The 14216-nt window shown below is 71.0% G+C and carries 5 protein-coding genes; all 5 read left to right on the top strand.

What is annotated here, in order from left to right; all coding sequences use genetic code 11:
* The first annotated feature begins 220 nt into the window (after positions 1–220).
* On the top strand, positions 221–574 hold the full coding sequence (locus F3J10_RS30150; RefSeq protein WP_025100977.1) for a YciI family protein: 354 nt from the start codon (positions 221–223) through the stop codon (positions 572–574).
* A gap of 122 nt (positions 575–696) precedes the next feature.
* Entirely contained in the window at positions 697–1092 is a 396-nt protein-coding gene (locus tag F3J10_RS30145; RefSeq protein ID WP_036055703.1) for a YciI family protein, read from the top strand.
* Between the two features lie 247 nt (positions 1093–1339).
* Positions 1340–2623: a sigma-70 family RNA polymerase sigma factor gene (locus tag F3J10_RS30140; protein ID WP_166914879.1), complete on the top strand. Its 1284-nt coding sequence runs from the start codon at positions 1340–1342 to the stop codon at positions 2621–2623.
* Between the two features lie 866 nt (positions 2624–3489).
* Positions 3490–12963 carry an autotransporter-associated beta strand repeat-containing protein gene (locus F3J10_RS30135; protein WP_240155748.1) on the top strand — a complete coding sequence of 3158 codons (9474 nt, stop codon included), beginning with the start codon at positions 3490–3492 and terminating at the stop codon, positions 12961–12963.
* Positions 12964–13652: 689 nt separating this feature from the next.
* The coding region (locus F3J10_RS30130) for a transposase (protein ID WP_240155747.1) at positions 13653–14216 on the top strand (564 nt) is incomplete at its 3' end.

Genomic DNA, 14216 nt, shown 5'->3' with positions numbered 1-14216 from the left:
CTGGCTGGGCGGGCCGGTGCGGGTCGAGGGGCACCTGGCCGGCATCGCGGCCGCCTGCCTGTGGCTGGCCGGCGCGGCGGCCAGGCGCATCGCTCGCGAGTGGGCCGGCCCTGATGGACGCTCGCCGGGCGCGCGCCCAGAATAGGCGGCTCGGGCCCGGCGCCGCGCTCATTCGCATTGCCGCGCTGCTTGGTCCACCGTTCGATCACCGGAGAAGATCATGGCTTTTATGCTTCTGATTGCCGAACCCGTCGGCCAGCGCGCGCAGCGCACGCAGGAGGAGGGCCGCGCGCTGTACGAGCGGATGCTGCGCTTCGCCGGCGAACTGGAATCGCGCGGCGTGCTGCGCGCGGCCGAATCGCTGGTGTCGGAGGACAAGGGCACGCGCGTGCAGGTCCGTAACGGCGAGGCGCGGGTGGTCGACGGGCCGTTCGCCGAGGCCAAGGAAATGATCGGCGGCTTCTTCCTGCTCGACGTGGCTACCGAGGGCGAGGCGGTGGCGATCGCCAAGACCTGTCCGGCGGCCGAATGGTGCACGGTGGAGGTTCGCGAGCTCGGCCCCTGTTTCCTGTAGCGGCAGTGGCACGCTCGTGGTTTTCCCGAGGCGATGTCGAAATCGTGTCGGCTCGTGCGTCGTAGCGACAGGAGCCCGCCAGACGGCGCGGCACCGATCCACGACCAACGGAGGACGAAGCGATGCGATTCATGATCATGGTGCGGGCGACCCGCGCGAGCGAGGCCGGCATGCGGCCCGGCCAGGCGCTGATGGAGGCGATGGAGGTCTTTCACGTTGAGCTCGCGAAGGCGGGCGTGCTGCTCGACGCGGCCGGGTTGCGGCCCAGCGACGAAGGCTGGCGCGTCGAGCATGCGGGTGGGCGGCGCACCGTGTTGGACGGGCCGTTCGCCGAGACCAAGGAGCTGATCGCCGGCTACACGATGATCCAGGTGCGCTCGCGCGAGGAGGCGCTCGAATGGTCGCGGCGCTTTCCCTCGCCGTTCGGCGAGGACGACGGCACGATCGAGGTGCGGCAGTTGTTCGAGCCCGAGGACTTCGAGCCGGGCGGCTACTTCGATCGCAAGGCACGCGCCTGAGGCAAGGGCCCGGTCGCGGCGCGACACGGCCGGCCTCCGGGTAGGTATCCAGGCGGCCGGCGCGCCGGGCCGGGCGCGAGACGAGCACGACGCATCCTGCGCATGCCGGCGTCGATTGCAAGAACCAACGGCGCATTCATTCGGAGTGCATACCGGGCACGGCCGCGCTTGGCCGATGCCCCGAGGAGACAGCCATGCAGCAGCGCATCGACAACCGGCCGCCGGCCCGCGCGAGCGGAGCCGCGGCGTGACGGGCGCCGCGGCCTCGCGCGCGATCGAAGCCGTGTGGCGGATCGAATCGGCCAGGATCGTCGCCTACCTGACGCGCATGCTGCGCGATGTCGGCGCGGCCGAGGAGGTCGCGCAGGACTCGCTGGTGGCCGCGCTCGAGCACTGGCCGCGCGAGGGCGTGCCCGACAATCCGGCCGCCTGGCTGATGACGGCCGCCAAGCGCCGCGCGCTCGACCGGCTGCGCCAGGACACGCGCCACACGCGCAAGCAGGAGCAGCTCGGCCATGAACTCGACGCGCTCGGCAGCTGGGTCGCGCCCGACGTGGCCGACGCGCTGGAAGCCGCGCGCGAGGACGATATCGGCGACGACCTGCTGCGGCTGGTGTTCATCGCCTGCCACCCGGTGCTGTCGAGGGACGCGCGGGTCGCGCTGACGCTGAAGCTGCTCGGCGGCCTGTCGACCGACGAGATCGCGCGCGCCTTCCTGACGCCCGAGCCGACCATCGCGCAGCGGATCGTGCGCGCCAAGCGCACGCTCGCCTCCGCTCGGGTGCCGTTCGAGGTGCCGCGCGACGACGAGCGCGCGGCGCGGCTCGGCTCGGTGCTGGAGGTGATCTACCTGATCTTCAACGAAGGTTATTCGGCCACCGCCGGCGACGACTGGACCCGCCCGGCCCTCACCGACGAGGCGCTGCGCGTGGGCCGCGTGCTGGCCGAACTGACGCCGGACGACAGCGAGGTCCATGGGCTGGTGGCGTTGATGGAACTGCAGGCCTCGCGCATGCATGCACGCATCGATGCGGCTGGCCGCCCGGTGCTGCTGCTCGACCAGGACCGCGGCCGCTGGGACCGGCTGCTGATCCGGCGCGGGCTGGCCGCGCTCGAGCGCGCGCGCGCGTTGGGCGGCGCGCGCCGTCCCTATGCGCTGCAGGCCGCGCTGGCCGCCTGTCACGCGCAGGCGCGGACGGCTGAGGATACAGACTGGTCTCGTATCGTCGCGCTCTACGACGCATTGGCCGAGGTCACGCCCTCGCCGGTCGTCGCGCTCAATCGCGCGGTGGCGGTCGGCATGGCCGCGGGTCCGGCGGCCGGGCTGGCGCTGGTCGATGCGCTGGCCGGGGATCCCGCGCTGGCGCGTTATCCCTGGCTGCCGGGCGTGCGTGCCGACCTGCTGGCACGGCTCGAACGTCACGACGAGGCGCGTGCCGAATGGCTGCGCGCAGCGGACCTGACGCGCAATGCGCGCGAGCGCGAACTGCTGCTGGCGCGCGCCGCCGCGCTGCCCGTCACGCGGCGCTGAGCGCGGGGCGGGGCTGTCCGCTGCGACGGCCCGCTCTTCTTCGACGGCTGGCATGCGCCGCGTGCCGCCCACGCTTGCCCGGATGGAATGCGGCACGCGCATCGGTCGCCCCCGATCCACTTCGATCGGCTCTCTGTTGCGCATCACCGACAGTCGCCCTGTCGCGACACAGCGATCGCATCGACATGCCCATCCAGCGCGTGCATCCGTTGCAAGGGCACGACAACGCCGTGCCGGGGCCGGGTGTGTTCATTGCCCCTCGCGCGAGCGCATTCCGCTCTTCGCTGCACTGCGACGGACAAGCCACGCGCCTATCCATTGCCTTGACGCCGCGTAATTGCTGTATCCGCACAATTGAACAAGGCACGGCTTAATTCAATCGAGTCTCGATTTGTCTCATTCCCCGATTGTTTCAATTGAAAAATTTGAGGTGCCTATTATTCGGCTCGCGGAGGTCGCGCAATCGTTTTTCCTGTCGAATTCGTAAAATTCGTTCCGATGGTAATTGTCAATTTGCCGTGCTTTGTTGTAGCCTTTTTTTGTCATGCAAAAGAATTAACCCGATCGACCGAGACGCACGTTTTATTCCTGAGGGGGAATACGGCCATGCCGAGCTGATCCGCTGCGACGTTGCGTTGATGTACTGAATTTTCCCAGTTGTTTCAGGTGCTTGGCGCTGCGCATAAACGCGGCGGGGCTTCGCTCGTCCCGCGTTTTTCGCCCCGGAGCCCGGTTTTGCACGCGCGTTCCGGATCGGTTGCCGATTGCCGCCATCGATTGGCCTTGCTTAACAGATTTACATCGTATGAAACCGTGTTAAGGAGAATTGACAGATGGTCCGCGCCCGCGATTCGAAAGACGGCGAATTGCCGAAACTCCTGCCCGCCATGGGCGTATTCCTTGCATTGGTCGGGGCCGGAATCATTCCGGCCGAGGCGGCGTGTACCGCGGCCGGCTCCAATGTCAGTTGTTCAGGCGCCGCCAATCCGCTGGCGCCCAGTTATGCCAATGGCGGCAACAACCTCAATGTCACCGTCAATCCGGGCGGTAGCGTCGGCGTGCTGCTCGGCGTCGGCGGCAATGCCATGACCCTGACCGGCAGCAACGACACGCTGACCAACAACGGCCGCATCGACCCGACCCTGCTCGGCACCGGGCTGGGCGTGCTGTCCTCGGGCGTGGTGATGGGCAATGCCTCGGCCAGCACCCAGACGGTCACCAACAACGGCACCATGGCCGGTACCACCGGCCTGTCGATCGGCCTGACCGGCATGGCGCTGGCGGTGCAGAACGGCGCGGGCGGCACCACCAACATCACCAATACCGGCACCATGTCGACCAGCGGCATCATCGGTGCCACCCTGCTCGGCCCCGATGCGGGCGTGATCGCCGCCTACGGCGGCGGCCAGGTCAACATCAACAATTCCGGCACCATCACCGGGCGCGTGGCGCTCGGCAGTTCGGCCGGCGGCAATACCTTCACCAATTCGGGCACGGTGAACGGCAGCGTCTCGATGGGCGCCAACAGCACCAACCAGTTCATCGCCACCACCGATTCCTCGGTCAACAGCTCGGGCGGCACCGGCCTGGCGGTCAATCTCGGCATCGGCTCGGTCACCATCGGCTTCGCGGCCACCGGCACCGTCGACGGCGGCGCGGGCGGCAACAACACGCTGACCCTGCAGCAGGGCACCTCGGCCACCGGCACCGTCAACAACGGCAACTACGTCAACTTCAACCACCTCGACGTGCAGAGCGGCACCTGGACGCTGTCGGGCGCATCGGGCGCGGTCGATGCCACGCTCGGCAACGGCGCCACCGCGGTGGTCAACAATGCCGCCTCGCTCGGCACCGGCACCATCAACGCCAACGGCGGCGCGATCCAGTCGGCCACGCCGGGCCTCACGCTGTCCAACAACATCGGCACCAGCGGCGCCGGGCTGGGCGTGTCGGGCAGCTCCAGCCTGAACCTGTCGGGCACCGTCTCGGGCGCCGGGCCGGTCACCCAGTCGGGCAGCGGCACGCTGACCCTGTCGGGCAACAACACCTACACGGGCGGCACCAATCTCAACGCCGGCACCATCGTGATGGGCAACAACCAGGCGCTCGGCACCGGCACGCTGACGGTGGGCGGCAACGCCACGCTCGACAGCAGCCAGGCCGTCACCGTCGCCAACCAGGTGGCCGTCAATGCCGGCGCCTCGCTGGCGCTGGGCGGCAGCAACGCGATGACGGTCAGCGGCGCGATCTCGGGCGCGGGCGGGCTGGTCAAGAACGGCGCGGCCACCACCACGCTGACGGGCGCCAATACCTACACGGGCGGCACCACCATCAACAGCGGCACCCTGGCGCTGGGCGCGGGCGGCTCGCTGGCGGCCACCGGCGCGGTCAACCTGGCCGGCGCGGGCGCGGGCTTCGACATCAGCGCCTCGGGCGCGAACCAGACCATCGGCGCGCTGGCCGGCGCGGCCGGCACCACCGTCTCGCTCGGCGCGAACACGCTGACCATGGGCGACGGCACCAACCAGAGCTTCGGCGGCACCATCGGCGGCACCGGCGGCCTGGTCAAGCAGGGCAGCGGCACCGAAACGCTGACGGGCGCCAACACCTACACGGGCGGTACCACCATCAACGGCGGCACGCTGGCGCTGGGCGCGGGCGGCTCGCTGGCGGCCGGCGGCAGCGTCAACCTCGGCACCGCCGGCGCGGGTTTCGACATCAGCGCAGCGGGTGCGAACCAGACCATCGGCGCGCTGTCGGGCGTGGCCGGCACCACCGTCTCGCTGGGCGGCAATACGCTGAGCTTCGGCGACGCGACCAACCAGAGCTTCGGCGGCGCGATCGGCGGCACGGGCGGCATCGTCAAGCAGGGCTCGGGCACCGAGACGCTGACGGGCGCCAACACCTACACCGGCGGCACCACCATCAACGCGGGCACCATCGCGATCGGCGCGGGCGGCAGCCTGTCGAACCAGGGCACGGTGAACCTGGCGAACGCGGGCACCTCGCTCGACCTGAGCGGGGCGAGCACGCCGCAGGCGATCGGCGGGCTGGCGGGTGCGGCGGGCTCCAGCGTGAACCTCGGCGCGAACGGCCTGACGCTCGGCGATGCGGGCAATCACAGCTTCGGCGGCACGATCGGCGGCACCGGCGGCGTGACCAAGACGGGCACCGGCACGGAAACGCTGACGGGCACGCAGACCTACACGGGCGGCACCACCATCAACGGCGGCACCTTGGCGCTGGGCGCGGGCGGGTCGCTGGCGGCCGGCGGCGCGGTGAACCTGGGCGGCACGGGCGCGAGCTTCGACATCAGCGGCGCGGGCGCGGCGCAGACCATCGGCGCCTTGTCCGGCGTGGCGGGCACCACGGTGGCGCTGGGCGGCAACGGCCTCACCTTCGGCGACGGCAGCAACCAGACCTTCGGCGGCGCGATCACCGGCACGGCCGGCATCGTCAAGCAGGGCTCGGGCACTGAGACGCTGACGGGCACCAGCACCTTCACCGGCGGCACCACCATCAATGCCGGCACGCTGGCGATCGGCGCGGGTGGGTCGCTGGCGGCCGGCGGCGCGGTCAATCTGGCCAATTCGGGCACGGGCTTCGACATCAGCGGCGCGACCACGCCGCAGACGGTCGGCGCGCTGTCGGGCGTCGGCGGTTCGAACATCAATCTCGGCGGCAACACGCTGAGCTTCGGCGACGCGACCAACCAAACCTTCGGCGGCGCGATCGGCGGCACGGGCGGCATCGTCAAGCAGGGCGCGGGCACCGAGACGCTGACGGGCGCCAACACCTACACCGGCGGCACCACCATCAACGCGGGCACCATCGCGATCGGCGCGGGCGGCAGCCTGTCGAACCAGGGCACGGTGAACCTGGCGAACGCGGGTACCTCGCTCGACCTGAGCGGGGCGAGCACGCCGCAGGCGATCGGCGGGCTGGCTGGCGCGGCGGGCTCCAGCGTGAACCTCGGCGCGAACGGCCTGACGCTCGGCGACGCGGGCAATCACACTTTCGGCGGCACGATAGGCGGCACCGGCGGCGTGACCAAGACGGGCACCGGCACGGAAACGCTGACGGGCGCGCAGACCTATACGGGCGGCACCACCATCAACGGCGGCACCTTGGCGCTGGGCGCGGGCGGGTCGCTGGCGGCCGGCGGCAGCGTCAATCTCGGCAGTGCGGGCGCGAGCTTCGACATCAGCGGCGCGGGCGCGGCGCAGACCATCGGTGCCTTGTCCGGCGTGGGCGGCACCACGGTGGCGCTGGGCGGCAACGGCCTGACGTTCGGCGACGGCACCGACCAGACCTTCGGCGGCGCGATCACCGGCACGGCCGGCATCACCAAGAACGGCAGCGGCATCGAAACGCTGACGGGCAACAGCACCTACACCGGCGGCACCACCATCAATGCCGGCGGAATCGCGCTGTCGGGCACCGGCAGCCTGTCCTCGACGGGCGTGGTCAACCTCGCCAATGCCGGCACCTCGCTCGACATCTCGGGTTCGAGCGCGGCGCAGACCATCGGCGGGCTGGCCGGCGCGGCGGGCTCGAACGTCAATCTCGGCGCGAACGGGCTGAGCTTCGGCGACGCGGGCAACGAAACCTTCGGCGGCACCATCGCGGGCACGGGCGGCATCACCAAGGCCGGCACCGGCACCGAGACGCTCACGGGCGCGCAGACCTACACGGGCGGCACCACCATCAACGCCGGCACGCTGGCGCTGGGCGCGGGCGGGTCGCTGGCGGCCGGCGGCGCGGTGAACCTGGGCGGCACGGGCGCGAGCTTCGACATCAGCGGCGCGGGCGCGGCCCAGACCATCGGCGCGCTGTCCGGCGTGGCGGGCACCACGGTGGCGCTGGGCGGCAACGGCCTCACCTTCGGCGACGGCAGCAACCAGAGCTTCGGCGGCGCGATCACCGGCACGGCCGGCATCACCAAGGAGGGCAGCGGCACCGAAACGCTGACGGGCACCAACACCTTCACGGGCGGCGCGACGGTCAATGCCGGCACGCTGGCGATCGGCGCGGGCGGGTCGCTCGCGGCCGGCACCGGCATCAACCTGGCCAATGCCGGCACGGGCTTCGACATCAGCGGCGCGACCACGCCGCAGACGATCGGCGAACTGTCGGGCGTGGGCGGCGCCAGCGTCAATCTGGGCGCCAACACGCTGACGCTCGGCGATGCCGGCAACGCCAGCTTCGGCGGCGCGATCGGCGGCACGGGCGGGCTGGTCAAGCAGGGCACCGGCACCCAGACGCTGACGGGCGCCAACACCTACACGGGCGGCACCACCATCGGCGCCGGGACGCTGGCGATCGGCGCGGGCGGCTCGCTGGCCGCGACCGGCGGCGTGGCGCTGACGGGCACGGGCGCGGCACTCGACCTGAGCGGCGCGGGCGCGGCCCAGACCATCGGCGCCTTGTCCGGCGTGGCGGGCACCACGGTGGCGCTGGGCGGCAACGGCCTCACTTTCGGCGACGGCAGCAACCAGAGCTTCGGCGGCGCGATCACCGGCACGGCCGGCATCACCAAGAACGGCAGCGGCACCGAAACGCTGACGGGCACCAATACCTTCACGGGCGGCGCGACCGTCAACGCCGGCACGCTGGCAATCGGCGCGGGCGGGTCGCTCGCGGCCGGCACCGGCATCAACCTCGCCAATTCGGGCGCGGGCTTCGACATCAGCGGCGCGACCACGCCGCAGACCATCGGCGGGCTGACCGGCGTGGGCGGCAGCACGGTCAACCTCGGCGGCAACGGCCTGACTTTCGGTGATTCGGGTAACGAAACCTTCGGCGGCACGATCGCCGGCACCGGCGGCATCACCAAGTCGGGCAGCGGCACGGCCACGCTGACGGGCAGCAATACCTTCACCGGCGGCGCGACCGTCGATGCGGGCACGCTGGCGATCGGCGCGGGCGGTTCGCTCTCGGCCGGCACCGGCGTCAACCTCGCCAACGCCGGCACGGGCTTCGACATCAGCGGCGCGACCACGCCGCAGGCGATCGGCGGCCTCACCGGCGTAGCGGGCTCGACAGTCAACCTCGGCGGCAACGGCCTGTCCTTCGGCGATGCCGGCAACGAAACCTTCGGCGGCACGATCGCCGGCACGGGCGGCATCACCAAGGAGGGCACGGGCACCGCCACCTTGACCGGCGCCAACAGCTTCACGGGCGGCGCGACCGTCAACGCCGGCACGCTGGCGCTGGGCGCGGGCGGCTCGCTCGCGGCCGGCACCGGCATCAACCTCGCCAACTCGGGCACCAGCTTCGACATCAGCAACTCGGGCGCGGCGCAGACCATCGGCGGCCTGAGCGGCGCGGCCGGCTCGACGGTGGCGCTGGGCGGCAACGGCCTCACTTTCGGCGACGCCGGCAACCAGACCTTCGGCGGCGCGATCACCGGCACCGGCGGCATCACCAAGGCTGGCACCGGCACCGAGACGCTCACGGGTGTGAACACCTTCACGGGCGGCGCGACCGTCAACGCGGGGACGCTGGCGATCGGCGCGGGCGGCTCGCTCACGGCCGGCACCGGCCTCAACCTCGCCAACGCCGGCGCGGGCTTCGACATCAGCGGCGCGACCACGCCGCAGGCGATCGGCGGCCTCACCGGCGTGGCCGGCAGCACCGTCAACCTCGGCGGCAACGGCCTGTCCTTCGGTGATTCGGGCAACGAAACATTCGGCGGCACGATCGCGGGCACCGGCGGCATCACCAAGGAAGGCAGCGGCACGGCCACGCTGACGGGCGCCAATACCTTCACGGGCGGCGCCACGGTCAATGCCGGCACGCTGGCGATCGGCGCGGGCGGGTCGCTGGCGGCCGGCACCGGCGTCAACCTCGCCAATGCCGGCACCACCTTCGACATCGGCAACGCGGGCGGCGCACAGAGCATCGGCGGCCTCGCCGGCGTGGCGGGCTCGACGGTCAACCTCGGCGGCAACGGCCTGAGCTTCGGTGATTCGGGTAACGAAACCTTCGGCGGCACGATCGCCGGCACCGGCGGCATCATCAAGTCGGGAACGGGCATGGCCACGCTGACGGGCGTCAACACCTTCACGGGCGGCGCCACGGTCGACGCGGGCACGTTGGCGCTGGGCGCGGGCGGGTCGCTGGCAGCCGGCACCAACGTGCTGCTCGCCAACGCGGGCACGGGCCTCGACATCAGCAATTCGAGCGCGGGGCAGACCATCGGCGGGCTGACCGGCGTGACCGGCTCGACCGTCACGCTCGGCAACAACAGCCTGAGCTTCGGCGATTCGGGCAACGAGACCTTCGGCGGCTCGATCGGCGGCGCGGGCGGCATCGTCAAGATCGGCAGCGGCACGGCCACGCTGACGGGCGCCAACAGCTTCACGGGCGGCGCCACGGTCGATGCGGGCACGCTGGCGATTGGCGCGGGCGGGTCGCTCGCGGCCGGCACCGGCGTCAACCTCGCCAACGCGGGCGCCACCTTCGACATCGGCAACGCGGGCGGCGCCCAGGCCATCGGCGGGCTGACCGGCGTGGCCGGCACCACCGTCAACCTCGGCGGCAACGGCCTGAGCTTCGGCGATTCGGGCAACGAAACCTTCGGCGGCACCATCGCCGGCACCGGCGGCATCACCAAGGAAGGCACGGGCACCGCCACCCTGACGGGCGCCAACAGCTTCACGGGCGGCGCCACGGTCAATGCCGGCACGCTGGCGATCGGCGCGGGCGGCTCGCTCGCGGCCGGCGGCACCGTCAATCTCGCCAACACCGGCACGAGCTTCGACCTGAGCGGCGCGAACACGCCGCAGACGGTCGGCGGCCTCGCCGGCGCGGCGGGCTCGACGGTCAACCTCGGCGGCAACACGCTGACGCTCGGCGGCGCCGGCAACACCAGCTTCGGCGGCACCATCACGGGCACCGGCGGGCTGGTCAAGGCCGGCACCGGCAGCCAGACGCTGGGCGCCGACAGCACCTACAGCGGCGGCACCACGCTCGGCGGCGGCACCCTGGTGGTGGGCAGCAACGGCGCGCTCGGCAGCGGCGCGCTGACCGTCAGCGGCCCGGCCACGCTCGACACCTCGGCGGCGGTCACGCTCAACAACGCGGTCAACCTCGGCAACACGGCCAGCATCGGCGGCAGCCAGGACCTGACGCTGGCCGGCACCGTGTCGGGCACGGGCGGCCTGGTCAAGGACGGCAACGCGGCGCTCACGCTCTCGGGCAGCAATACCTACAGCGGCGGCACCACGCTGAACGGCGGCTCGCTCGCGCTCGGCAACGCGCAGGCGCTCGGCACCGGCGCGCTGACCGTCAACGGCGGCAGCCTGCTGCTGGGCAGCACCACGCTCACGCTCGGCTCGCTGGACGGCGCCGCGGGCGGCACCATCGACACCGGCAGCGGCGGCCTGAACGTGGCGGGCGGCGGCACCTACGGCGGCGCGCTGACGGGCGCCGGCTCGCTGACCAAGAGCGGCACCGGCACCCTGACGCTGACCGGCGACAACAGCTACGCGGGCGGCACCACCATCGCCGGCGGCACGCTGCAGGTCGGCAACGGCGGCACCTCGGGCACCCTGGCCGGCAATGTCGCGAACGCGGGCTCGCTGGTCTTCAACCGCTCCGACGACACCAGCTTCGGCGGCACGGTGAGCGGCACCGGCTCGCTCACCCAGGCCGGCAGCGGCCAGCTCACGCTGACCGGCGCCAGCACGCTGAGCGGCCCGACCACGGTGGCGGCCGGCACGCTGAACGTGGCCGGCTCGCTGGCGCAGTCGACCGTCACGGTGATGAACGGCGGCACGGTGACCGGCACCGGCACGATCGGCGGCCTGGTGGTCGGCAACGGCGCGACCGCGGCGGCCAGCCAGCCGGGCAGCTCGCTGAACGTGGGCGGCAACCTCACCTTCCAGCCGGGCTCGACGCTGCAGGTGGCGGCCAACCCGCAGCAGGCCGGCTCGGTGAAGGCCACCGGCGCCGCGCAGATCGGCGGCGGCACGGTGCAGGTGCTGGCCAACACGGGGGTCTACTCGCCGTCCACCAGCTACACCATCGTGGATGCGAGCGGCGGCCTGAGCGGCACCTTCAGCAACGTCACCAGCAACCTCGCCTTCCTCAAGCCGCAGCTCAGCTACGACGCGAATCGCGCGGTGCTGGACCTGGTGGCCAACGGCACCTCGTTCACCGACGTGGCGCAGACCCCGAACCAGCACGAGGTGGCCACCGCGATCGGCACGCTCGGCGCCGGCAACCCGGTCTACGACACGCTGCTGTCGACCGATGCGCCCACCGCGCGGGCGGCCTACAACTCGCTCGACGGCGAGCTCTACGCGAGCATGAAGAGCCTGCTGCTGACCGACAGCCGCTATGTGCGCGATGCCGTGACCGATCGCGTGCGGCAGGGCCTGGCGGCCTCCAGCGGACCGCTCTCGGCGCTCGCCGCGGGCGGCGCCTCGTTGTGCGGCGACGCGAACTCGGTGCTGTCCGGCCCGGCCGGCGCGGCCACCGCGCAGCAGCGCTGCCAGTCCACGCCGTATCAGCCGGTGGTGTGGGGCCAGGCCTTCGGCGGCCGCAGCCGCTTCGACGGCAACAACAACGCCTCGAGCGTCTCGCGCAGCATGACGGGCTTCATCGCCGGTGCCGACGTCGGCCTGGGCGACCACTGGCGCGCGGGTGTGGCCGGCGGCGTGACCCACAGCAGCTTCGACAACGACACGCAGTCCTCGGCCAGCGCCGACAGCTACTCGCTGTCGATCTACGGCGGCGGCCAGTTCGGCGCGCTCGGCCTGCGCGGCGGCGCGGCCTACACCTGGCACCGCATCGACACCGATCGCTACCCGGGCTTCGCGGGCTTCTCGGACCACGCGCAAAGCGGCATCAACGCGCAGACCGCGCAGGTGTTCGGCGAAGTCGGCTACGCGCTGCCGGCCGGCGCGGTGGCCCTCGAGCCCTTCGTCAACCTCGCCTACGTGAACCTGCACACCGACGGCATGACCGAGACGGGCGGCGCGGCGGCCCTGCGCAGCGCCAACGAGTCGAACAGCATCGGCTTCTCGACCGCCGGCCTGCGCGCGGCCACCAAGTTCGACGTGATGTCCCGGGGCGGCTTCTCGGCGCGCGCGATGGCCGGCTGGCGCCATGCCTTCGGCTCGACCACGCCGAACTCGACCTTCGCCTTCGTGAACGGCGGCTCGGCGTTCCAGGTGTCGGGCGTGCCGATCGCGCGCGATGCGGCGGTGGTCGAGCTGGGCGTCGACGCAAACCTCACGCAGCGGCTCAAGCTGGGCCTGACCTACAGCGGCCAGTACGGCAGCGGCGTGCGCGACAACGCGGTGCTCGGCAACCTGCTCTGGAAGTTCTGAAGCACCGGCGCGGACCCACGCCTCGCGCGTGGCGTCCGCGCCGTCCGCGCCGTCCCATTCGCTGCGGCCTGCGCCGATTCCGATAGTCTCCTCTCCATCTCCTCCAGCGTATGCGCCGGCAATAACGGCGCGCCATTTCGCGAACCGCGTCCACGCCGCTCCATGCCCTGACAGACCTGTATTCCTGTAGAAATCGACAGGCGGATTGGCAATGCGAATCAAAAATTCTTTATCGAATTTCCGGAGAATTTACCGATTGGAGATATCAATCGGAAATTCATTCCTTTTTCAATCATTGACTCCAATCTGCAACAAATCGTAAGCAAATATGACCAAGGTCAAAGCCCTTGCTGGGCGTGACTTTCCAACAAAATGGATAAGCATTTCAATCAGTGTCGGATTGGATGAGGCGGAGCTTGAGAATTCCTTGTTTCAGCGGGTAACAATACGAGATTGTCATATTGAGATAAACCCTGATGGTGGTATGCTTCATGCACATTAAATCCTGCATCCCACTGCGACAGGGGTTTCATGCATCGACGTCGTGAATTGCAGCACCGCTTCAGTGCGCAATGCATCGGCGCGGCGCCCCCGGTATCGTCCAATGTGCAACCTGGCCATGATCGTGCGTGCCACACGGTCATGTTGCCCCGATCGCAGCCCCGGCCTGGCTGCGTGTGGAGAGATCTATGTTCTTCGATGAGTTGAGCGATGAAGAATGGACACGCGTGTCGACGCTGATCGCGGACGAACCGATCCGGCTGAACCGGCGCGGGCGACCGCGCGCGGAGACGCGCGTGGTCGCGAACGCGATCCTGTGGATCCTGACCACGGGCGAGCCGTGGTCGAAGCTGCCCGGCCGTTATCCCTCGGGCCCGACCTGCCGCCGCCGCTTCGAGGAGTGGCTCGCGAGCGGCACGCTCGGCGAGATGGTCGCGATGCTCGCTGAATTGAGCGGGCGCGCGTTCGCCTATGTGCCGCCGCCGCCCGAGCTGGCGGTGCCGGCGCCGCGCACCGAGCCGGTGGCCAACAACGACCGCCTGCGCGGCGTGTTCTGGCAGAACCCCGAATCGTGGCGCCTGCCGGTGCCCGAGACGGGCGAATGGCAGGACGAGGAAGACGAGGCCGGCATGCGGCAGACGGTGCGCGAGGCGCCGGCGGCCGCCATCGCGCAATTGGCGCAGCAGGTCGCGCAAGCGGAGCTGCAGGCCGGCGCGGCGCGCGCGGCCCTGCTCGCGCGCGAGCAGGGCCGA

It is taken from the genome of Burkholderia sp. Cy-637 (assembly GCF_011753175.1).
In the GTDB taxonomy this organism is placed as follows: domain Bacteria; phylum Pseudomonadota; class Gammaproteobacteria; order Burkholderiales; family Burkholderiaceae; genus Burkholderia; species Burkholderia gladioli.
The sequence above is the reverse complement of the archived record's forward strand: the minus strand, read 5'-3'. Positions and strand labels throughout refer to the sequence as shown.